The organism is Streptomyces smyrnaeus, from assembly GCF_017676345.1.
Classification (GTDB): Bacteria; Actinomycetota; Actinomycetes; order Streptomycetales; family Streptomycetaceae; genus Streptomyces; species Streptomyces smyrnaeus.
In genome coordinates, this window is record NZ_JAFFZM010000010.1 from 129,200 (window position 1) to 150,563 (window position 21,364).

A 21,364-nucleotide genomic window follows, 5' to 3' on the forward strand; every position below is an offset into this window, starting at 1 on the left:
TACTGTGGCCCCATGAGGCGATTGCGAGTGGAGTTCACCACGGAGCCGTTCGATCTGGACGAGGCCCCTCAGCACGCGGTCGTGGCCCGGGAGGTCGTCCAGTCGGCGGCACTGGATGCCGTGGACGTCGGCCCGTTCGGCAACACCGCCGAGGGCTCGGCCGACCAGGTGCTGGACGCCGTCGCCGCGCTGCTGCGCAGCTCGCTGGAGGCCGGGGCGACCCGGGTCTCCCTCCAGGTGAACGTGCTCGGGGAGGGCGAGGGCTGATGGGGCAGGACGCGCACGCCCCGGGCCACCCGTTCGTCGTCGCGATCAAGCCGCTGGTGGACGCGATGGGCGGGGCGATGGTGGCCCCGGACCAGGCGCAGGGGGACGATGTGGTGCTCGCCTGGGAGGGCGAGGACGTGGTGGCGGTGCGGCTGCCGCATCTGTCCGACTCCCTCGACCACATCCTGGCGGAGCTGGAGCGACGGCACGGGGTGCCGCTCGCGGAGCTCGACCGCAAGACCAAGCAGTCGGTGGTGCGGATCCTGGAGACGCGGGGGGCGTTCTCCGTGCGGCACGGGGTCGAGACGGTGGCCGGTGCCCTGGGCGTCAGTCGATTCACGGTTTACAACTACTTGAACCGTGAGAACGGGCGCAGCGGCTGACCGGTTCCGCCCCTGCTCCGCGGGTCCGTGCGGGGCTTCCGCATGGCGGGCTTCGTTTTCCGGGATGTCGAAAAGGCTTCAACAAACTGTTGACGTGGTGTGGCACGGGGACTTAGCTATTCCCAGCCCGAACAGCACCACGGCCACGGAGGTCCCGTGACTTCGCGCTCGACGCCAGGTCTGACCTGGTTCAACTCCGCAGCGGACGCCGATGTGCGTACCGCGCTCCACGAGGTGTGCGCCGCCGGGAGCTGGGGGAGCGCCCTGCTCGCCCGGCGCCCGTACGACAGCGTCGAGGCCCTCTTCGCCGCGAGTGACGAGGCCACAGCGGCCCTGACCGACGAGGGGCTGGCCGAGGCCATGGCCGGGCACCCACCCATCGGCCGCCCGAAGCCCGGCGACCCGACCTCCGCCCGCGAACAGCGGGGCATGGCGGGCGCCGACGAGGAGCTGAAGGCCGAAATGCTCGCACTGAACCTGGCCTACCAGGACAAGTTCGGGCATGTCTTTCTCATCTGTGCCACCGGCAGAAGTGCCGCGGAGATGAGGGACGCCGTTCGTCACCGGATCGACAACACTCCGCAACAGGAGCGGGAGATCGTGCGGCAGGAGCTGGCGAAGATCAACCGGCTCCGGCTCACCCGCCTCGCGGAGGAAGGGGCCCCTACACCATGAGCGACGCGACGAGCACATCGGTGTCCACGCACATCCTGGACACCAGCCGCGGCCGCCCGGCCGCCGGGGTCGGTGTACGGCTGTCCGTGCGCCAGGGTGACGAGCAGGCCGCATGGGTCGCGCACGGGGCGTCGAAGACCGACGCCGACGGGCGCTGCAAGGACTTTCCGGCCCTGCCGGAAGGCACCACCCACGTTCAGCTGTGGTTCGAGACGGAGCCGTACTTCCTCGACGGGCACGGCTCCACCGAGCACGGCTCGGACCAGCACGACGTGGCAGAGCACAGTTCGAATCCGCGCAGCCAGCGCGAAGCCGCGGAACAGCAGGACGCCCCCCGCGTAAGGGACAGCGCACCAGGCAGCTTCTTTCCCGAGGTGACCATCGTCTTCGCGGTGCACCCGGGCGAGCACTACCACGTGCCGCTGCTGCTCAACCCGTTCGGCTACTCCGTGTACCGAGGGAGCTGACACCATGCCCACGATTCTCGGCCAGAACCAGTACGGCAAGGCGGAGAACCGCGTCGTCAAGATCACGCGGGACGGCGACACCCACCACATCAAGGACCTCAATGTCTCGGTCGCCCTCAGCGGCGACCTGGACGACGTCCACTACTCCGGCTCCAACGCCCACGTGCTGCCGACCGACACCACCAAGAACACCGTCTTCGCCTTTGCCAAGGAGCACGGCATCGAGTCGGCCGAGGCGTTCGGCGTGCTGCTCGCCCGGCACTTCGTGGAGAACACCGAGCCGATCGGCAAGGCCCGTATCCGCATCGAGGAGTACGACTGGGAGCGCATCGAGACCTCCGACGCCAACTCCAAGTTCATCGGGGCCGACGAGGTCAAGCACTCCTTCGTACGCAAGGGCCAGGAGATACGCACCGCGCAGATCACCTTCGACGGTGAGAGCGTCGAGGTGCTGTCCGGGCTGAAGGGGCTGACGGTCCTCAACTCCACCAACTCGGAGTTCTGGGGCTACATCAAGGACCGCTACACCACCCTGAAGGAAGACTACGACCGCATCCTGGCCACCGAGGTGGCCGCCGTGTGGCGGCACAACTGGACCGGCGCGCAGGAGGAGCGGACGCCCGCCTGGGACAAGTCCTACGCCCAGACGAAGAAGCACATGCTGCACGCCTTCGCGGAGACGTACTCGCTCTCGCTCCAGCAGACGCTGTACCAGATGGGCTCGCGCGTCATCAACAGCCGGCCGGAGATCGACGAGATCCGGTTCTCCATGCCGAACAAGCACCACTTCAAGGTGGATCTGTCGCCGTTCGACATCAAGAACGAGGCGGCCGACGGTGCCGTCTACTACGCCGCGGACAGGCCGTACGGCCTGATCGAGGCCACTGTCCTGCGCGACGGGGCCACCCCTCGCATACCCGTCGACATGACGAACCTCTAGTTCCATCCCCCAGCTCCGCCCCCTGCCGGCAACGCAGGGGCCGCGCCCGGGGCGGGGCGGGGGCCGATATCCCGAGCGAGGACCCCATGGCCGACACCGAACACCAGCAGCCACCGACAGGCCGCGTCGTCATCGAGAAGTGCGCCATCGCGACCGTCGATCCGGAGGACACCGAGTACGCGACCGGCCATCTGGTCATCAACGGCAACCGGATCGAGTCCGTCGGTCCGGGCGACGCACCCGAGGGCCTGGGGAACGTCACCCGCCGGATCGACGGCAGCGGCCATCTCCTCACCCCGGGGCTGATCAACACCCACCACCACTTCTACCAGTGGATCACCCGGGGTCTGGCCACGGACTCCAACCTCTTCGACTGGCTCGTCGCCCTCTACCCCACCTGGGCGCGGATCGACGAGGAGATGGTCCACGCGGCGGCCCGCGGCTCCCTCGGGATGATGGTGCGCGGCGGTGTCACCACCGCGATGGACCACCACTACGTCTTCCCGCGCGGCGCCGGCGACCTCCTGGGCGCCGAGATCCGCGCCGCCGCCGAGATCGGCGTCCGCTTCACCGCGGCCCGCGGCTCCATGGACCGCGGCGTCTCGGACGGCGGCCTTCCGCCGGACTTCGCGGTGGAGACGCTGGAGGGCGCCCTCGCGGAGACCGAACGCGCCGTCGACACCCACCACGACGCCTCGTTCGGCTCGATGCTGCACATCGCGGTCGCGCCCTGCTCCCCGTTCTCCGTCTCCACCGAACTGATGCGCCAAGGCGCCGAGCTGGCCCGCCGCAAGGGCGTACGGCTGCACACCCATGGCTCGGAGACGGCGGAGGAGGAGAAGTTCTGCCACGAGCTGTTCGGCATGGGCCCCACCGACTACTTCGAGTCGGTCGGCTGGCTCGGCGAGGACGTGTGGATGGCGCACTGCGTCCATATGACCGACGCGGACATCGCCGCCTTCGCCCGCACCAGGACCGGAGCGGCACACTGCCCCTCGTCCAACGCGCGGCTGGGCGCCGGGATCGCCCGCGTGCCGGACATGCTGGAGGCGGGCGTGCCGGTCGGCCTCGGCGTCGACGGAACCGCGTCCAACGAGTCGGGCGAGCTGCACACCGAACTGCGCAACGCGCTGCTCGTCAACCGCCTCGGCCCGCACAAGGAGAGCGCGCTGACCGTGCGCAAGGCCCTGCGGCTGGGGACCTACGGCGGCGCCGAGGTGCTGGGCCGCGCCCAGGAGACGGGCTCCTTGGAGGCCGGCAAGCTCGCCGACGTCGTGCTGTGGAAGTTGGACGGGATCGGGCACTCCTCCATCGCCGACCCGGTCGCCGCGCTCGTCCTGGGCGCCCCGGCTCCGGTCACCCTCTCCCTGGTCAACGGCCGGCCGGTCGTCGAGGACGGACATCTGGTCCGGGCCGACGAGGAGGAGATCGCACGCGACGCCCGGGACGAGGCGCGCCGCCTCGCCCGGATCGCGGCCGACGCGGACTGACGGTCCGACCCCGCGGGCCGGAGTGGTGCTTCGGCCGGCCCCTCAGACACCGGCCGGGAGGGACGGCTCCCGGCCGGTTCGACCCCCACCCGTATCCGGACTCCTGTCATGTTCCGGACACTCCGCATGGGCGCACACCGCACACCACCGCACCAACAGCACCACCTTGCACACCGCAACACCTCCGGAAACCGCGTGCCACAAGGCGCCGATAACGACAGGAGGACCCCGTGGCCAAGACGCCCAGGTTCACCAGGCAAGGAAAGACGGCGGACGGCAGTGGGGACGAGTCGGGCGACGGCTCGCGCGGCTCCGTCCAGCAGCAGCCCCCGGAGCACGGCAAGCACCCGGTCGATCAGGGCATGCCGCCGCTGAAGTTGTTCACCAGCGGCCTCCAGCACGTGGCCGCGATGTACGCGGGAGTGGTCGCGCCGCCGCTCGTCATCGGCGCGGCCGTGGGCCTCTCTCCGACCGAACTGACGTTCCTGACCGGCGCCAGCCTCTTCATGGCCGGCATCGCCACCCTGCTGCAGACCCTCGGCATCTGGAAGATCGGCGCCCGGCTGCCGTTCGTCAACGGGGTCACCTTCGCCACCGTCGCGCCCATGCTGGCCATCAACAAGTCCGAGGGGCCCGCCGACGCGCTGCCCGTCATCTTCGGCGCGACGATGGTCGCCGCCGCGCTCGGCTTCCTCATCGCCCCGTTCTTCAGCAAGCTGGTCCGCTTCTTCCCCCCGGTCGTCACCGGCAGCGTCATCACCCTCATCGGCGTCTCCCTGATGCCCGTCGCCTTCAACTGGGCGCAGGGCGGCAACGCCGAGGACCCGCACTACGGCGACTTCAGCAACATCGGCATGGCCGGGCTCACCCTGTTGATCGTGCTGCTGCTGCGCCGGTTCACCACCGGCTTCCTCAAGCAGATAGCCGTGCTGATCGGCCTCGTCGTGGGCACGCTGATAGCGATACCCGTCGGCATCACGGACTTCACCGCGGTGCGGGAAGCCGACATCGTCGGCTTCCCCACCCCCTTCCACTTCGGCGCCCCGCAGTTCGCCATAGCCGCGATCATCTCGATGTGTGTGGTGATGCTGGTCTCGATGACCGAGTCCACCGCCGACATGCTGGCGCTGGGCGAGGTCGTCGACCGCCCCTCCGACGAGCCGACCATCGCGGCCGGCCTGCGCGCCGACACGCTCGGCTCCTTCGTCAGCCCCTTCTTCAACGGCTTCCTGTGCAGCGCCTTCGCCCAGAACATCGGGCTCGTGGCGATGACCCGCATCCGCAGCCGGTTCGTCGTCGCCACCGGAGGCGGCATCCTCATCGTCATGGGCCTGTGTCCGCTCGCCGCCAGCCTGATCGCGGCCGTACCGCAGCCGGTGCTGGGCGGGGCCGGAGTCGTACTGTTCGGCTCCGTGGCCGCCAGCGGCATCCAGACGCTGCTCAAGGCGGACCTCGGCAAGGACAACAACGTGCTGATCGTCGGCACCGCGCTGGCCGTCGGCATGATCCCGATCGCCGCGCCGGACTTCTACCACGCGTTCCCCGAGAGCGCGAAGATCCTGCTCGACTCCGGCATCTCGACCGGGTGCGTCACGGCCGTCGTCCTCAACCTGGTCTTCAACCACCTCGGTCGCTCCCGCCGCGACGAGGAAGTGGTGGCCCACCCCATGGAACCGGGCGAAGGCATCCCGCACCCCAGGGAGAGCACCCCCGCGTAGCGCGGGGCACCGCTCCCTCAGCGGCTCCCTCTCCGCCGCTTCCGCCCTCCCCGCCGCAGTGGCGCTCCGCCACGACGCAGGAGTCCGGCGGTGTCGAACCCACCCGCTGGTCCGGGTCCGGCACCGCCGGTTGCTGTCGTGTCGGGTCCTCGCCGTCGCGGCGCGGAGCGGGAGCGTGGCACTCAGCGGGCGCGCGGTGGAAGGGGAGCGCCGCGGGGAGGACGTCAGCCCTCCACGGCCTGCCAGAAATGGGCGAGGATCTCCGCGAGGAACTCCCGCCCCGCGTCACGGGAGGACGCCGACGCCGGCTGGCCCCAGCCCAGCGACGCCGCAGTCGTCGAGTGGTACGCCGCATGCAGACCACGCAGCCCCTCGGCGACGTACTCGCGCGGCAGCGGCACCAGTTCGCAGACGGCCGCCACATGCGCCTGCCACCGGGTGGTGGCGGCCTTCCGCAACAGGCGCGCCAACTCCTCGTCGCGACCTGTGAACTCGATCAGCGCGGGCACCGGTAGCCGCAGCACTCCGGCCAGGGCGTCGGCCTGCCGCGCGTCCCCCGCCCAGACACCGGTCTCCTCGACCTCGGCGTACTCCTCGGGCGCCATCCCGATCTCCCGTGCCACATCGGTCGGGGAGACCCCCAGCGCCAGCCGGTACTCGCGCAGCGTGCCGGGGCTGCCCATCAGATCGGCCGCCGAGCACCACAGCGCGCCCGCGAGCGCGGACAGCTGCTGTTCGTCGGGGGCGGCCACCCCGGCCTCCCATGCGGCGACCGTGCGCGCGTCGATCTCCATGCCGTACGCGGCGCGCATCCCGTACGCGACATCCTCCGGCGACAGCCGCAGCCCTTCGCGCAGCCGTCGCGCGGCCGCGCTGTCGAACGACCTTCCTGCCTGCCCCCGTGACGTGCCGTAGTGCATCGGCTCACCGTAGGGAGCCGGGTGTCCGGCTGCCTACCGTGTGTTCGCCCGAAGACCGAGCTCGTAGAAAGCTCCACGAATCGGCTGCCGGCCCCCTCAGTCCGGGCGGCAGTCGAACCGGGCCTCGGCGGCGAGCAGCGGGCTCAGATCGGCGCCCGGCGCGTGCTCGACCGGCTCCGCGCCCGAGGTGAACAGCCGCGCGCCCGCCGCCAGACCGCCGAGCTCCAGGGCGTCGTGACTGCGCCGCAGCCAGGTGCCCTCCCGCAGCCCGAGCACGGGAACGTCGTTCTCCTCCAGCAACTGCCGCAGCCGCTCCTCGCGGGTCTCTCCCATATGGGCGCTGCCGGGCACCGGGTCGAGATAGTGCGGATTGATCTGGAAGGGGACCAGGCCCAGCGTGTCGAAGGACACCGGCTGCACGATGGGCATGTCATTGGTCGTCCGCAGGGTGGGGCAGGCCATGTTGGTGCCCGCGCTCGACCCCATGTAGGGCACCCCGTCCGCGCGGATCCGCCGTGCGACGGCATCCACCAGGCCGTGCCGCTGGAGCGACTTGAGCAGCCGGAAGCTGTTGCCCCCGCCGATGAAGACCGCCTGCGCCGAGGCGACAAGTTCGCGGGGCTCGCGGGCCGTGTGCGCGCCGCGCACCCGGATACCGAGCGTGTCCATGAACGCGGCGACCTTCGCGGTGTAGCCGTCGTGGTCGGCCAGCGCGTACGGGACGAACAGCAACTCGGTCACCCCGTCGAGATGCTCGGCGATCACCTCCCGGGCATGGTCGAGGTAACTGCGGCCGGGGGCGGCCGAGTTGGACAGCAGCAACAGCTTCATGGGCAGTCCTTCCGTTGCGGGGCGGGTGGTCGAATCAGGTGCGGGATGTGCCGGGGCGGCGGTCCCGTGCCCGGCGCGGGGTGAGCAGCTCGCCCAGGCTCTCGGCCGCGGCGCGCAGCGGGACCAGCAACTCCTGCTGCTTCCCGTCCAGATGCTCGTGCGGCCCGACCAGGGTGAGCGAGCCGACCGGTTGCGAGCGCACCAGCACGGGCACGGCCAGACCGGCCGTGGCCGGGTCGTACTCGCCCTTCGAGTAGGCGAAACCGTCCGCCGGCACCCGGCACATCAGCTCCTCCAGCTCCGCCGGATCGGTGACGGTCAGTTCGCTGAAGCGGGCCATGGGGCGCCCGTAGAGCAGCGCGGCGCGCGCTCCCGGGGTGAGCATGCCGAAGTAGGCGCGGGAGGTGGCGCCCGCGTGGCCCGGGTACAGCTCGTCCGCCAGCCGGTAGGCGCGCAGCGGGCCGAGCGTGCCGTCCGCCGAGTCGACGCAGCGCAGATGGGCGCCGTCGGGCACGGCGAACAGCGCGGTCACCCCGCTGACGGCGGCCAGCTCACGCAGCGCGGGCCGGACGAGCCCGGCCATCCCGCCGTGCCGCTCCCAGGCCGTGGCCATGTGCCAGACGGCGGGACCCAGCCGGTAGCGCCTGGTGACGGCGTCGGACACCAGGAAGCCCCGGTGTGCGAGGGAGGCCAGGAGCCGCTGGGTGACCGACTTGTCCCAGCCGAACTCCGCCGCCAGGTCCGTCACGCCCCACTCGTCCCGGTCGTGGGTGAAGGCGAGCAGGACCTGCAGGGCGCGGTCCGCGGTCTGGAGCGGTGCTCCTCGATCGGTAGTCACAGCTCGACCCTATCGCTAGTCGGGGCGCTGTCCCGCATATAGGGAAAAGGTTGCTCTCAGGGAGTCGTAGGAGCAATGTTTCGGCCACAACCGCTCCGCCCGGCGCCGTCGACCTGCTCGGTACCGGGCACCGACGGCACAGTCGCACCACCCCGTACCAAGGAGCCCCCGTGCTCAAGCACGTACTCGACGTCATCGAACTTCTCGACCGGCCGCAGGCCGACGGGCACTCGCTCGCGGCCCATCTGCGCGGAGTGCTCGACCGGGCGACGGAGGAGGCGGGCGCACCGCCGCGCGGCGCCGCCCCCGCCCGGCCCGACATCACCGTGACCCGCGTCGAGGGCGCCAAGGGCGGCACCGACTTCGTGAAGGTCGTCGTCCCGGGCAGCGCGGGGGCCCGCTCCGGCGGCAGCGCACCCACCCTCGGCATCCTCGGCAGGCTCGGCGGTGTGGGCGCCCGTCCCGAGCGCATCGGCATCGTCTCGGACGCCGACGGCGCGGTGGCGGCCCTCTCCGCCGCGGCCAAACTGCTCGACATGCACGCCAGGGGCGACGTGCTCCCCGGCGATGTGATCCTCAGCACCCATGTGTGCCCCGACGCGCCGACCCGGCCGCACGATCCGGTCCCCTTCATGGACTCGCCGGTCTCCATCCTCGACTGCAACCGCGAGGAGATCGACGAGGCCATGGACGCGGTCGTCTCCATCGACACCACCAAGGGCAACCGCCTGCTCAACCACCGGGGCCTCGCCCTCTCGCCGACGGTCAAGGAGGGCTGGATCCTCCGGGTCAGCGACGATCTGCTGGGCCTGCTGGAGACGGTCACCGGTGAGGACGCCAGGGTGCTGCCGATCACCACGCAGGACATCACGCCGTACGGCAACGGCGTCCACCACATCAACTCGATCATGCAGCCCTGCGTGGCGACCTCCGCTCCGGTGGTGGGCCTGGCGCTGACCACCCGGCCCGCCGTCGCCGGCTGCGCGACGGGCGCCAGCCACGAGCGCGACATCGCGGCGGCGGGGCGCTTCGCCGTCGAGACCGCGAAGGAGTACGGACGCGGAGCGGTCCGCTTCCACGACCCCGCCGAGTTCGCCCGCCTGGTGGACCGCTACGGCCCGATGACCCATCTGCAGTCCACCGCCGGAGCCACCGACGAGTGACCGGCGCCCGGGACCGCCCCGCACCGGTCCCGGGCCCTCCCGCCCGACGACGCTCCCGGGCCGCCCCGCCCCCAGCACCTGCACGGAGCCACCATGAGTAACCCGTCCTCCCCGCCCCCGACGGCACAGCCCGGCCGGGCGCGTGCCCACCCCGGAGCGCTGGAACCCGTCACCCTCGTCGTGACGGTGCTCCTCAGCGTGCTCGGTGCCGTCATCGGGCTCGTACTGATCACCACCTTGGGCATCGCCCCCAACACCTCGGTGATCGGCGCACTCATCGCCATGCTCATCGGCCGCGTCTCCTTCGCCGCGCTGTCGCGGATGCGCGACCCGCAGCGGCAGAACCTGGTGCAGTCGGCGATCTCCGGATCCACCTTCGCCGCGGCGAACTCGCTGGTCACCCCGATCGCCGTGCCCTTTCTGCTCGGCAAGCCGAACCTGGTGTGGCCGATGCTCGGCGGCGCCGTGATCGGGCTGGCCGTCGACAGCTGGGTGCTCTACCGGGTCTTCGACTCGCGGCTGCTGCCCGCCACCGGGGCATGGCCGGCGGGTATCGCGGCGGCCGAGACGATCAAGGCGGGGGACGAGGGCGGCCGCAAGGCCAAGCTGCTGGGTCTCAGCGCGGTCGTCGGCTTCCTCGGCTCCCTCTTCAAGCTCCCGATGAGCGCCGCGGGTGTCGCCTTCCTGGGCAACATCTGGGCACTGCTGATGTTCGGTGTCGGCCTGCTGGTCGCGCAGTACGCGCCGACGGTGCTGCACGTCGACCTCGCGGCGAACTACGTACCGCACGGAGTGATGATCGGCGCGGGACTGGTCGCACTCGTCCAGGCCGTACTGCTGATGCGGGACCGCAAGGGCAGGGCGGGCGGTGCCGCGGACGGCTCCACGGTGCCGGAGCGGGCAGCGGAAGGCGGCCGGGCCGCACAGCACGAGCAGGGCGCCTTCACCCCCGATGTCCGTACGGTCGACGCGCCGCGGCTGCGGCGCGGGCTGCTGGAAGGGCTGGCGCTCTTCCTCACGGGGGCCGTGCTGATCGCCCTGACGGGCGGGATCGCCGCCGACATGGGCGGTGCCGGGCTCGTCGGCTGGGTGCTGCTGGCCGGTGTCGCGGCGCTGGTGCACCAGCTGATCGTCGGACTGGCCGCCATGCACTCGGGCTGGTTCCCGGCCTTCGCCGTCACCCTCATCTTCCTGATCCTGGGCCTCGTCCTGGGGATACCGATGGTGCCCCTGGCCCTGCTGGTCGGCTACGCCGCCTCGACGGGGCCCGCCTTCGCCGACGTGGGCTTCGACTTCAAGGCCGGGTGGCTGCTGCGCAAGGGGGCGGTGCCCTGGCACCCGTACGAGATGGCGGGACGACGGCAGCAGTACATCGCACAACTCGTCGGTTTCGCGGTCGCCATCCTCGTCGTGGTGATCGCCTGGAAGCCGTTCTTCGAGGACGGCCGGGTGCCGCCGGTGGCGCAGGTGTACGTCGACACCATCAAGGCGGGCCTGTCCGACTCGCACGCCCTGACGCTGATGGTGCTGTGGGCGATCCCCGGGGCGCTGGTCCAGTTCTTCGGCGGTTCCTCGCGCCAGATGGGCGTACTGCTGGCGACCGGGCTGCTCGTCGCCACCCCGCAGGCGGGCTGGCTGGTGCTCGCCGCGCTCGCCGTCCGGTTCGGCTACTCCCGCTGGACGGCGCGGCGTGCCAGGGCTGCGGCGGCCACGGACCCGCGGATCGACGCGGACAACGACCTGGCGCTGGTGGGCGCGGGACTGGTGGCGGGCAGCTCGCTGCACGACGTCAGCCAGATCTACAAGGCGCTGTGAACGTTCCACCAGGCGCTGCGCCCGTCGGGCGCCGCGCGCGACGGCAACCTACCGAGAGGAGCATGGAGTTGAGCGGTGGCACAGCGACCGGATCCGGCCCGGCACTGGGACTGGTCACCATCGGGCAGGCGCCCCGGACGGACCTGACCGGGGACATCGAGCCGCTGCTGGGCGGCCTGGGCGTGTCCGAGCACGGCGCCCTGGACGACGAGGTGTTCGACGGCGCGGAGGGGGTCCGCACCCGCACCGCCCTGGCCTCCGCGCCGGGCGAGGCCCCACTGGTCTCGCGGCTGCGCGACGGCACCTCCGTCGTGCTGGGCCACGACGCGCTGGCACCGCGGATGCGGGAGGCCGTCGCACGCTGCGAGGCGGACGGCGTCGCGGTGACGCTGCTGCTGTGCACCGGCAACTTCCCGCCGGTGCCGGCCGACCGTCCGGTGCTGCGGGCCGAACCCCTCGTCCAGCAGGGCGTCCGCGCGCTCGTCGGCGACGAACCGGTGGGCATCGTGTGCCCACTGCCCGCGCAGGCCGCCGATGTGGCGCGGCGTTGGTCCGCGCTGCTGCCCGGCCCGGTGCGGGCCGAGCCGGCCGACCCGTACGCGGCGGACGCCCACGAGGCGGTCGCCTCGGCTGCCGAGCGGCTCGTCGCGGGCGGCAGCAGCCGGCTGGTCCTCGACTGCATCGGCTACACGGAGTCGATGCGGGGTGCTGCCGCCCGGGCGGGCGGCCGCCCGGTCCTGCTGGCCCGCAGCCTCGCGGTGCGGTTGGCCGTGGAGGCTGCTGCGGCACACCCTGCTGCGCCGCCACGGGGTGCGGCCTAGGCCCCCAGGGACTTCAGGGCGTCGTCCGTGAGGCGGTAGACCGTCCACTCGTCCTGCGGGCGGGCGCCCAGCGACTCGTAGAAGGCGATCGAGGGGGCGTTCCAATTGAGCACCGACCACTCCAGGCGCTCGTAGCCCCGCTCGACGCACAGCCGGGCGAGCTGGGTGAGCAGCGCCTTGCCGTACCCGCCCCCGCGTGCCGCGGGCCGTACGTACAGGTCCTCCAGATAGATGCCGTGCACCCCGCGCCAGGTGGAGAAGTTCAAGAACCACAGCGCGAAGCCCACCGGGTCGCCGGCGGCGTCCTCGGCCAGATGCGCGTAGGCCGCCGGGCGCTCGCCGAACAGCGCCTCGTGCAACTGCTCCTCGGTGGCCCGTGCCTCCTCGGGCGCCCGCTCGTACTCGGCGAGCTCACGGATCATGGTGTGGATGACGGGGATGTCGGCGGGAACGGCGTCGCGGATCATTCCCACAGCGTATGCGGAGCCTTCTGTGGGGACGCGGGGGCTCCGGTGCCCGGTCTCTGCGTCATCTGCCCGTTATGCTGCGGTTTGCCCTACAGCTGACGAGGAAGGGGCGGGCGGCATGCCGACCGAGGCCGAGTCCCCCGAGACCGGGTCCCAACCGGCCGAGCCGCGGCGGGGCTTCACCTTCCCCAGCGCCCTGACGGTGCTGGCGCTGGTCACGCTGCTCGTCTGGGCGCTGGCGTTCTTCGTGCCGTCCGGCAGCTATGAGCGCGGTGCCGACGGGGCGCCCCGGCAGGGCACCTACCACCGCGAGTCCGCGGGGCTCGGGCTGCTCGACCGGTTCAACGAGCTGTTCCTCGCCCCGGTCAACGGTCTCTACGGGGTGCAGGACCTGCGCACGGGGCGGGTCGGCCCCGACCTCACCGGCGAACTCTACGGCGCCGCCGGGGTCTTCTTCTTCGTATTGGCCATCGGCGCCTTCATCACCGTCGTCTTCGCCACCGGCGCCATGGACCGCGGCATCGGCCGCCTCGCGCACCGGCTGCGCGACCGGGGCGGCCTGCTGATCGTGGGCGTGATGCTGGTCTTCTCCCTGCTGGGCACCGTGGAGGGCTTCGCGGAGGAGACCCTGGGCTTCTACGGGCTCATCGTCCCGCTGATGCTCGCCCTGGGCTACGACCGGATGGTGGCGACCGGCACCATCATCCTGGGCGCCGGGATCGGGGTGCTGTGCTCCACCGTCAACCCCTTCTCGACGGGCGTGGCCTCCTCGGCGGCCGACATCTCGCTCGGCGACGGCATCGCGCTGCGCGCCCTGATGTGGCTGGTGCTCACGGCGGTCACCATCGGCTATGTGGTGCGATACGCGCGCCGGGTGCGGGAGGACCCCGCGCGCTCGCTGTCCGGCCACCGGCCCGGCGACCTGACCGTCGGACCTCCGGCAGCACAGTCCCAGCTTCGGCCGACCGGGGGCACCCCCATCGGCCGAGGGGGTAGCCGCCCGCAGGCCGCCGGGCGCGGCGACGCGGACGAGCCGCCCCCGCTCACCGGCCTGCACAAACTCGTCCTGGTGACGGTCACCCTGGTCTTCGCCTTCATGATCTTCTCGGTGATCCCCTGGGCGAGCGCGCTCAGCGGGGAGGCGGACGCGGCGCCCTACGACTGGGAACTGGGCTGGTCCTTCCCGCGGTTGGCGGCCCTGTTCCTGTGCGCGGCGATCCTGGTGGGGCTGCTGACGCGGATGGGGGAGCAGCGGTTCACCACCACCTTCGTGCAGGGGGTCGGGGAGTTCGTCGCGCCCGCACTGGTGATCGTGCTGGCCCGCGGGGTGACGGTCATCATGAACAACGCGAAGATCACCGACACCGTCCTGCACTCCATCGAGGGGGCGGTCACCGGCGTCCCCGCGACGCTGTTCGCCGTGATGGTCTTCATCGTCAACCTCCCCCTCGCCTTCCTCATCCCCTCCACCTCCGGCCACGCCACCTTGGCCATGCCGATCCTGGCGCCACTCGCCGACTTCGCCGGCGTCTCCCGCGCCGTCGTCGTCACCGCCTGGCAGGCGGCCAGCGGCTGGATGAACCTGTGGGTCCCCACCACCGCCGTCGTCATGGGCGGTATCTCCCTCGCCAAGGTCCGCTACGACCGGTATCTGCGCTTCGTCGTCCCGCTCCTGGGTCTTCTCGCCCTGCTGATCACGGGTTTTGTCGCCCTGGGCGCGGTGCTGACGTAGCCGGACGGGCCAGGTTTGCCCCGCTCGAAGCTGGGCAGCGGAATCCGAATGAGTACGGGGACGGGTGAAGGGGGACTCATGGCGGTCACACTGGGCGAGGAAGTCACGCTGCTGGCGCTGGACGACGAATCCGGCGCCGCCAAGGGCCGCTCCGCCGCGGGATGGGCCGCCGCCGGCGGCATCCTGCTGGAGCTGACGCTGGCCGGGCGCCTGGCCGTCACCGACGGGCGGCTCACCGTGCCCGACTCCACACCGACGGGCGACGCGCTGCTGGACGGGCGCCTCGGGAAGATCGTCGAGTGGCTCGGCCGCGACGCCAAGGGCAAGATCGGCGACTGGCTCGCCAAGGACCAGCCCAAGGCGTTCGACGCCGCCGTGGAACGCCTCTGCGAGCGGGGCGTGGTCACCGAGCACAAGCGGCGCACGCTCGGTATCTTCACCACCCGCCGCTACCCCGAGGTGGACGGCTCGGCCGAACGCGAGCTGCGGCACCGGCTGGAGGACGTCGTCCGCTACGGCGCCGAACCGGACGAGCGCACCACCGGGCTGATCGCCCTGCTGCACGCCGCCGGCCTCCACGAGGTGGCCTTCCCCGGCGTCCCCCGCAAACAGGTGGCACCGCGCATGGAGGCCATCGCCGAGGGCCAGTGGGTCGCCGAGGACGTCCGCCAGGCCATCGAGAACATGCAGGCGGTGCTGGTCGCCGTCACGGTCGCGACCACGACCGCCACCACGGTCGCCACCATGTGACATCCGCCGCGCCTCGGCCTGCCCGGGACCCGGGCCAGGCCGGGGTCCCGGCCGGACCGGGGGGCGGTGGAACGTGGCCGGCGGTACGGGCGGTGGCAGGGCGCCGGGCCCGGCCACCGCCCGCCGTCGGGGTGGCTCGGCTCAGCCGCGCAGGATCTCGTAGGCCGGAGTGGTCAGGAAGTCCTCGTACTCCTCGTCGAGCGCCACCCGCAGCAGCAGGTCGTGGGCCTGCTGCCAGCAGCCCGCCGCAAAGGCCTCCTCGCCGATCTGCGCGCGGATCGCGGCGAGTTCCTCCGCCGCGACCTGCCGCGCCAGCTCCGCGGTGACCTGCTGACCGGTGTCCAGCACGACGCCCGCGTTGATCCACTGCCAGATCTGCGAACGGGAGATCTCCGCCGTCGCCGCGTCCTCCATCAGGTTGAAGATGGCCACCGCGCCCAGCCCGCGCAGCCAGGCCTCGATGTAGCGGATGCCCACCTGCACGGCGTTGCGCAGCCCCTCGAACGTCGGGCGGGCCTCCAGCGAGTCGACGGCGATCAGGTCGGAGGCCTTGACGTCGACGTCCTCGCGCAGCCGCTCCTTCTGGTTCGGACGCTCGCCCAGCACGGCGTCGAACGACGCCTTGGCGACGGGCACCAGATCGGGGTGGGCCACCCAGGAGCCGTCGAAGCCGTCCTCGGCCTCACGGTCCTTGTCGGCCCGTACCTTCTCGAAGGCGACCTCGTTGACCTTCGCGTCCTTGCGGGAGGGGATGAACGCGGCCATGCCGCCGATGGCGTGGGCCCCGCGCTTGTGGCAGGTGCGCACCAGCAGCTCGGTGTAGGCGCGCATGAACGGCGCGGTCATCGTCACCGCGTTGCGGTCCGGCAGCACGAAACGCGAGCCCGCGTCGCGGAAGTTCTTGACGATGGAGAAGAGGTAGTCCCAGCGGCCCGCGTTCAGCCCGGCGGCGTGGTCGCGCAGCTCGTAGAGGATCTCCTCCATCTCGTAGGCCGCGGTGATCGTCTCGATCAGGACGGTGGCGCGGACGGTGCCCTGCGGGATGCCGCAGTAGTCCTGCGCGAAGACGAACACCTCGTTCCACAGCCGCGCTTCCAGATGCGACTCGGTCTTGGGCAGGTAGAAGTAGGGGCCCTTGCCCAGGTCGAGCAACCGCTGCGCGTTGTGGAAGAAGTAGAGCCCGAAGTCGACCAGTGCGCCGGGCACCGGCTGCCCGTCGCAGACCAGGTGCCGCTCGTCCATGTGCCAGCCGCGCGGCCGCACCACGACCGTGGCCAACTCCTCGGCGGGCCGCAGTGCGTAGCTCTTGCCGGTGCGCTCGTCGGTGAAGTCGATGCGCCGCTCGTACGCGTCGGTCAGATTGAGCTGGCCGCCGATCACGTTCTCCCAGGTGGGCGCCGAGGCGTCCTCGAAGTCGGCGAGCCAGACCTTCGCACCGGAGTTGAGGGCGTTGATCGTCATCTTGCGGTCGGTGGGACCGGTGATCTCGACCCTGCGGTCCAGCAGCGCGGGCGGGCAGTCGGCCACCCGCCAGTCGCCCTCGCGCACATGAGCGGTCTCCGGGAGGAAGTCCAGCGTGCTCGTTCGCGCGATCTCGGCGCGCTTCTCGGCGCGGCGCGCGAGCAGCTCGTCGCGGCGCGGGGTGAACCTGCGGTGCAGGGCGGCGATGAACTCCAGCGCGGCACCGGTCAGAACCTCGTCCTGCCTCTCAGGCCGCTGCCCGGGGTCGACGCCGACGATTTCCAGCGGGGAGGGCGCTGGTGCGGACATGGTGGGTCACTCCTTCGACGAGCGGTGATCTGCGGCCGCCGGGCGATGTGCGGTGCGGGGCGGCACGGGGTGCCGCGCCCCGCGCGGGAGGCGCGGAACGCGGGCGTGGGCAGCCTTCGGGACAGGAAGGTGCTTCTGATCAGTGGAGATTAGTTTCCTCATAGTGGAACTTCAAGAGTTTGTTGACGTCGAGATATCCCTCACGCCGATCCACCGCCGGAACCGGCCCTTCCACTGACCCCGGGTGCCACCCCGCGCCACCGCCATGCGGCCGAGCACGCCGGGCGCCGCCCACAGCGGCAGGGGCGGCGCCTCCCGGCCGGAGGGCGGGAAGTGCGCGGCGGGACGCGGGTGGGGGCTAGCCCAGCCGGTGCAGATCGTCCGGGGTGTCGATGTCGGCAGGGTCGGCGATGTCCGCGCACTCGATCAGCGCCAACTCGTCCTGCCGCTCCCGCAGATAGTCGCGCGCCCCCGCATCGGCCCGAGCGCTGCGGACGACGCCCTCCCAGTGCGCGGCGCCCAGCAGCACGGGGTGGCCTCGGCGGCCGTCGTACGCCGCAGAGGCGAGAGAGCCCACGGAGCGGCACGCCGCCCGGACGCGGGCCACGGCTGCCGCGCCGATGCCCGGCTGGTCCACCAGGCACACCACCGCCGCCTCCACTCCGCGGGCGGCCTGCGCCCCGGACAGCGCCTGCAACCCGGCCCGCAGCGAACCCCCCATGCCCTCGGACCAGTCCGGGTTGTCCACCAGTACACACCCGGGCAGCAGCGCTGTCCGGCGCACCTGCTCACCGGCCGCGCCCAGGACCACGTACACCGGATCGCAGCCGCCCTCGCGCAGGACGCGCGCCGCGTGCTCCACCAGCGGCCGGCCGCCGTGCCGCAGCAGGGCCTTGGGGCGGCCGCCCAGCCGCCGCCCGCCGCCGGCGGCCAGCAGCAGCCCGGCCACGCGCGGCGCCCCACCGGTCGTGGGGTCGTCCGATGTCTGTTCCTTGTGCGCCATACGTTCATGGATATCGCACGTAAGGGGGACCCTCTCCCTCATCCTTGGGGACGATCATCGGAAAAGGCCCCCTGAAATCTCGCGTTCCGTGTGGCGCCACACGCGTAGAGTGGCGTTTACTGTCGGAATCTCCGACGGGAGCGACCAACTCCTTGGAGGAAAGCGGTACTCCCGCGCTCCATGGCGGTGCGGGACATCCCATGTGGGGGGAGAACGTGCGAAGCGAGACTGTGGGGAAACGGCGGGTGGTGACCGCCGGACACGACACCGGCGCCGACCCGCGTATCGAGGCGCTGGGCCGGGCCGTGCACCGGATGCGGCGTGCGCTGGACGCGCACCCGGCCGAACTGCGCGACCGCCGCGAGGCCGAGCGGGAGCTGGACGCGCTCGCGGCCTCCGTCCGCTCCCAAGCGCCGGTCGCCGAGGAGCTGAGGCACTCGCTCCTGCTGCTCGCGGCCGCCGTCGGCTCGGTCAGCGCCCTCGCGCTGCCGCTGGCCGCCGTCCGCGAGGCCGTCGAACTCTTCGGAACCGGCCCGCGCCCGACGCACTGATCGCTGACCGGTACTGTCTGGTCGTCTTTGGACCGGCAACGACGATCTCGGGGGCAGCGATCCATGACTGACGGAGCGGCAGCGGAGGTCTTCACTCCACTCGCTCAGGACGATCCGGCCTCGGTCGCCGGGTACCGGCTGGCGGCCCGGCTCGGTTCGGGAGGAATGGGGAAGGTCTACCTCTCGTACACCCCTGGCGGGCGCCCTGTCGCCATCAAGGTGATCCGTCCCGACTTCAGTGAGGACCCGGAGTTCCGGCGCCGTTTTCAGCAGGAGGTGCGGGCGGCGGAGCGCGTCCAGGGCCTGTACACGGCGCCGGTGATCGACAGCGACACCGAGGGGCCGAGGCCCTGGCTGGCCACCGCCTACGTTCCCGGCCCTTCGGTGGCCGAGGCGGTGGCCGCGCACGGACGGCTGCCGGTGCCCACCGTGCTGTTCCTGGTCGCCGGGATCGCGGAGGCGCTCCAGGTCATCCACAAGGCGGGCATCGTCCACCGGGATCTGAAGCCCTCCAATGTGCTGCTGGCGGACGACGGGCCGCGCGTCATCGACTTCGGTATCGCCCGCGCGGCCGACGCCACCTCGCTCACCAGCAGCGGCGCCACGATCGGCACGCCCTCGTTCATGGCGCCGGAACAGGCGGCGGGGGAGCGGGTCACCGAGGCCACCGACATCTTCGCGCTGGGCCAGATCGCGGCGTACGCGGCGGCGGGCACCCCCGCCTTCGGCGAGGGCACCTCGCACGGCGTGCTCTACCGCATCGTCCACGCCGAACCGGCGCTGGACGGGGTCCCCGACGAGCTGCGCGAGCTGGTCACCCGCTGTCTGGCCAAGGACCCCGCGGACCGGCCCGGACTGCCGGAGGTCCTCGGTATGTGCCGGACGGCGTCGGGCGACACCGAGCTGAGGCGGGCGGGGGACTGGCTGCCGGCCGCCGTGGCGTCGGACATCACCCACCGCGCGGCGGCGCCCGCGCCGTCCCAGAGCCCGCCGCCCACCCAGGCCGCCGCCCCGGCCGCTTCCGCGCAGAGCCCGACCCGTACGGCGGGCCCGGCCCCCGGCGCCGACCCCTCCGCCGGTGCCGCCGGCACGGCCCCGCTGACGGCCCAGGTGCCGCCCCCGCCCCGGTCGGCCGGGCCGCAGACCCCGCCCCCGGCGCCGCCGCTCGCCGCCGCACCCACCATGGCGGCCCGGCCGGTGGGCCCGCAGCACCCCGCGCCGCCGCCCGGCGGCCCGCACCCTCCGGCCGGTTACCTCCAGCCCCGCCCGCCGGGCCCGGTCGGCCCCTACCCACCGGTCCATCCCCGGCCGCTGCCGCCGCGCCGCAGATGGGACCGGGGCAAGACGATCGCGGCTGTGGTCGTCGGCGGGATGGTGCTCTTCTGGGGCGGCCTCTACGCGCTCGGGTCGGGCGGGGAAGACGGTTCCGACGCGTCGTCCGGCGGCTCCTCGGCAGCGGGCAAGGGAGCGAAGGATCCGAACCCCGAGCCGGTGGCGTACAAGGGCATCAACCTGAGCGAGGGCTACTTCCTGGCCATGGCCGACGACCCCCTCAAGCCCCGCGACCTGGACGACTCCGACACCGCGACGCCCTCGGAACTGACGTACCTGGACACCACCATCGACGGCGCGGAGCTGTCCATCGACGAGCCCAACGGCAAGCTCGTCCTGCTGAACAACTCCCAGAAGGGCTCGCTCAAGACGTGCCGGGCCGAGACCCGGTTCACCGACTCGGTGAAGCTGAACCAGCTCTCGCCCGGCTCGCGGCTGTGCGTCCGGACGAGCTCCGGTCACCTCGCCCTCGTCACCTACCGGGGCCACGCCCCCGAGTCCGACCCGAGCAACTACGTCAAGCTGGACGTCACGGTCTGGCGCAACGCGATCGAGGCGACCGACGACTGAGCCGAGCCGAACGCGCCCGCCGGGGCGGTCACGGGAGCGCCGGGAGCCTACTGGCCCCCGGCGGAGCTGGCCAGCGCGGCCGAGAGGTCGGCGGCGACCTCGTGCAGGAGGGGGACGAACTTGTCCGTGGCCGCGTCGGTGACGCGGCCGGCCGGGCCCGAGATGGAGATCGCCGCGGAGGTGGGGGAGTCCGGGACGGAGACGGCGATACAGCGCACACCGATCTCCTGCTCGTTGTCGTCGGTGGCGTACCCGGCCTCGCGCACCTGCGCGAGCGCGTCCAGGAAGCCTTCCGGGGTGGTGATCGTCTTCTCGGTGGCGGCCGGCATGCCGGTGCGGCCGAGCAGCGCGCGGACCTGGTCGTCCGGGGTGTGGGCGAGCAGTACCTTGCCGACGCCCGTGGAGTGGGGCAGCACACGGCGGCCGACCTCGGTGAACATCCGCATCGAGTGGCGGGAGGGCACCTGGGCGACGTAGACGACCTCGTCGCCGTCGAGCAGCGCCATGTTCGCCGTCTCACCGGTCTCCTCGACCAGCCGGGCCAGATAGGGGCGGGCCCAGGTGCCCAGCAGCCGGGCGGCGCTCTCGCCGAGCCGGATCAGACGGGGGCCGAGCGCGTAGCGCCGGTTGGGCTGCTGGCGGACGTAACCGCAGGAGACGAGGGTGCGCATCAGCCGGTGGATGGTGGGCAGTGGCAGCCCGCTGGCGGCCGAGAGCTCGCTGAGCCCGACCTCGCCCCCGGCGTCGGCCATCCGCTCCAGCAGGTCGAAGGCCCGCTCGAGGGACTGGACCCCGCCGGACGCGGCAGGGGCCGTGGCAGCCTGGGGGGTGGTTGTGTGCTCTGCGGACGGCGGCACGTCG

At 72.0% G+C, this 21,364-nt stretch carries 21 protein-coding genes; 14 read left to right on the plus strand and 7 right to left on the minus strand.

Annotated elements, in window-relative coordinates; all coding sequences use genetic code 11:
• Positions 1–12 precede the first annotated feature (12 nt).
• From JW613_RS18065 to JW613_RS18095, 7 genes are all read left to right on the plus strand, one after another.
• Positions 13–267, plus strand: a complete 255-nt coding sequence (locus JW613_RS18065) for a YkoF family thiamine-binding protein (protein ID WP_099884999.1) — start codon at positions 13–15, stop codon at positions 265–267.
• Entirely contained in the window at positions 267–650 is a 384-nt protein-coding gene (locus JW613_RS18070; RefSeq protein WP_209211853.1) for a helix-turn-helix domain-containing protein, read from the plus strand. Before JW613_RS18065 ends, JW613_RS18070 begins: the two co-directional genes overlap by 1 nt.
• 156 nt (positions 651–806) lie before the next feature.
• A complete protein-coding gene (gene uraD, locus JW613_RS18075; RefSeq protein ID WP_209211854.1) occupies positions 807–1,325 on the plus strand; it encodes a 2-oxo-4-hydroxy-4-carboxy-5-ureidoimidazoline decarboxylase in 519 nt (172 codons plus the stop codon).
• Positions 1,322–1,792, plus strand: coding sequence for a hydroxyisourate hydrolase (locus JW613_RS18080; RefSeq protein ID WP_209211855.1), 471 nt, complete (start codon positions 1,322–1,324; stop codon positions 1,790–1,792). Before uraD ends, JW613_RS18080 begins: the two co-directional genes overlap by 4 nt.
• Positions 1,793–1,796: 4 nt before the next feature.
• Positions 1,797–2,732 (plus strand): factor-independent urate hydroxylase, encoded by a 936-nt coding sequence (gene pucL / locus JW613_RS18085; RefSeq protein ID WP_185018398.1) that lies wholly within the window; start codon positions 1,797–1,799, stop codon positions 2,730–2,732.
• Positions 2,733–2,818: 86 nt separating this feature from the next.
• Positions 2,819–4,222, plus strand: coding sequence for an 8-oxoguanine deaminase (locus JW613_RS18090; RefSeq protein WP_209211856.1), 1,404 nt, complete (start codon positions 2,819–2,821; stop codon positions 4,220–4,222).
• Between the two features lie 230 nt (positions 4,223–4,452).
• Complete coding sequence (locus tag JW613_RS18095) at positions 4,453–5,940, plus strand: nucleobase:cation symporter-2 family protein (RefSeq protein ID WP_185018400.1); 1,488 nt, start codon at positions 4,453–4,455, stop codon at positions 5,938–5,940.
• A gap of 224 nt (positions 5,941–6,164) precedes the next feature.
• Here the strand turns inward: JW613_RS18095 and JW613_RS18100 are convergent, their stop codons facing one another.
• The 3 genes from JW613_RS18100 to JW613_RS18110 form a co-directional block, all read right to left on the minus strand.
• Positions 6,165–6,860 carry a helix-turn-helix domain-containing protein gene (locus JW613_RS18100; protein ID WP_209211857.1) on the minus strand — a complete coding sequence of 232 codons (696 nt, stop codon included), beginning with the start codon at positions 6,858–6,860 and terminating at the stop codon, positions 6,165–6,167.
• A gap of 96 nt (positions 6,861–6,956) precedes the next feature.
• Complete coding sequence (gene pepE / locus JW613_RS18105; RefSeq protein ID WP_209211858.1) at positions 6,957–7,691, minus strand: dipeptidase PepE; 735 nt, start codon at positions 7,689–7,691, stop codon at positions 6,957–6,959.
• A gap of 34 nt (positions 7,692–7,725) precedes the next feature.
• Positions 7,726–8,529: an IclR family transcriptional regulator gene (locus JW613_RS18110; protein WP_209211859.1), complete on the minus strand. Its 804-nt coding sequence runs from the start codon at positions 8,527–8,529 to the stop codon at positions 7,726–7,728.
• 170 nt (positions 8,530–8,699) lie between these two features.
• On the opposite strand from JW613_RS18110, the gene JW613_RS18115 reads away from it, so the two are divergent.
• The 3 genes from JW613_RS18115 (at position 8,700) to JW613_RS18125 (ending at position 12,328) form a co-directional block, all read left to right on the plus strand.
• A complete protein-coding gene (locus tag JW613_RS18115; protein WP_209211860.1) occupies positions 8,700–9,692 on the plus strand; it encodes a DUF1177 domain-containing protein in 993 nt (330 codons plus the stop codon).
• Between the two features lie 93 nt (positions 9,693–9,785).
• The gene (locus tag JW613_RS18120; protein WP_209211861.1) at positions 9,786–11,507 is read left to right on the plus strand and encodes an OPT/YSL family transporter; all 1,722 of its coding nucleotides are present in this window, start codon (positions 9,786–9,788) and stop codon (positions 11,505–11,507) included.
• A gap of 62 nt (positions 11,508–11,569) precedes the next feature.
• Positions 11,570–12,328, plus strand: coding sequence for an AroM family protein (locus JW613_RS18125; protein WP_209211862.1), 759 nt, complete (start codon positions 11,570–11,572; stop codon positions 12,326–12,328).
• Here JW613_RS18125 and JW613_RS18130 read toward each other — a convergent pair.
• A complete protein-coding gene (locus JW613_RS18130) occupies positions 12,325–12,795 on the minus strand; it encodes a GNAT family N-acetyltransferase (protein ID WP_209211863.1) in 471 nt (156 codons plus the stop codon). The two genes, JW613_RS18125 and JW613_RS18130, sit on opposite strands and share 4 nt — an antisense overlap.
• 118 nt (positions 12,796–12,913) lie before the next feature.
• Here JW613_RS18130 and JW613_RS18135 point away from each other — a divergent pair, with 118 nt between their 5' ends.
• Positions 12,914–14,527, plus strand: a complete 1,614-nt coding sequence (locus JW613_RS18135; protein ID WP_209211864.1) for a YfcC family protein — start codon at positions 12,914–12,916, stop codon at positions 14,525–14,527.
• Positions 14,528–14,605: 78 nt separating this feature from the next.
• Entirely contained in the window at positions 14,606–15,277 is a 672-nt protein-coding gene (locus tag JW613_RS18140; RefSeq protein ID WP_209211865.1) for a GOLPH3/VPS74 family protein, read from the plus strand.
• A gap of 141 nt (positions 15,278–15,418) precedes the next feature.
• Here the strand turns inward: JW613_RS18140 and aceB are convergent, their stop codons facing one another.
• Positions 15,419–17,047, minus strand: coding sequence for a malate synthase A (aceB, locus tag JW613_RS18145; protein WP_209211866.1), 1,629 nt, complete (start codon positions 17,045–17,047; stop codon positions 15,419–15,421).
• A 358-nt stretch (positions 17,048–17,405) separates the two neighbouring features.
• Positions 17,406–18,050, minus strand: coding sequence for a nucleotidyltransferase family protein (locus JW613_RS18150; protein WP_209211867.1), 645 nt, complete (start codon positions 18,048–18,050; stop codon positions 17,406–17,408).
• A 215-nt stretch (positions 18,051–18,265) separates the two neighbouring features.
• On the opposite strand from JW613_RS18150, the gene JW613_RS18155 reads away from it, so the two are divergent.
• Together JW613_RS18155 and JW613_RS18160 are read left to right on the plus strand one after the other, a co-directional pair.
• On the plus strand, positions 18,266–18,601 hold the full coding sequence (locus JW613_RS18155; RefSeq protein WP_372447957.1) for a DUF5955 family protein: 336 nt from the start codon (positions 18,266–18,268) through the stop codon (positions 18,599–18,601).
• Between the two features lie 63 nt (positions 18,602–18,664).
• Complete coding sequence (locus JW613_RS18160; protein ID WP_209211868.1) at positions 18,665–20,503, plus strand: serine/threonine-protein kinase; 1,839 nt, start codon at positions 18,665–18,667, stop codon at positions 20,501–20,503.
• Between the two features lie 47 nt (positions 20,504–20,550).
• On the opposite strand, the gene JW613_RS18165 is transcribed toward JW613_RS18160, so the two are convergent.
• Positions 20,551–21,360, minus strand: coding sequence for an IclR family transcriptional regulator (locus tag JW613_RS18165; RefSeq protein ID WP_209211869.1), 810 nt, complete (start codon positions 21,358–21,360; stop codon positions 20,551–20,553).
• Positions 21,361–21,364 lie beyond the last annotated feature (4 nt).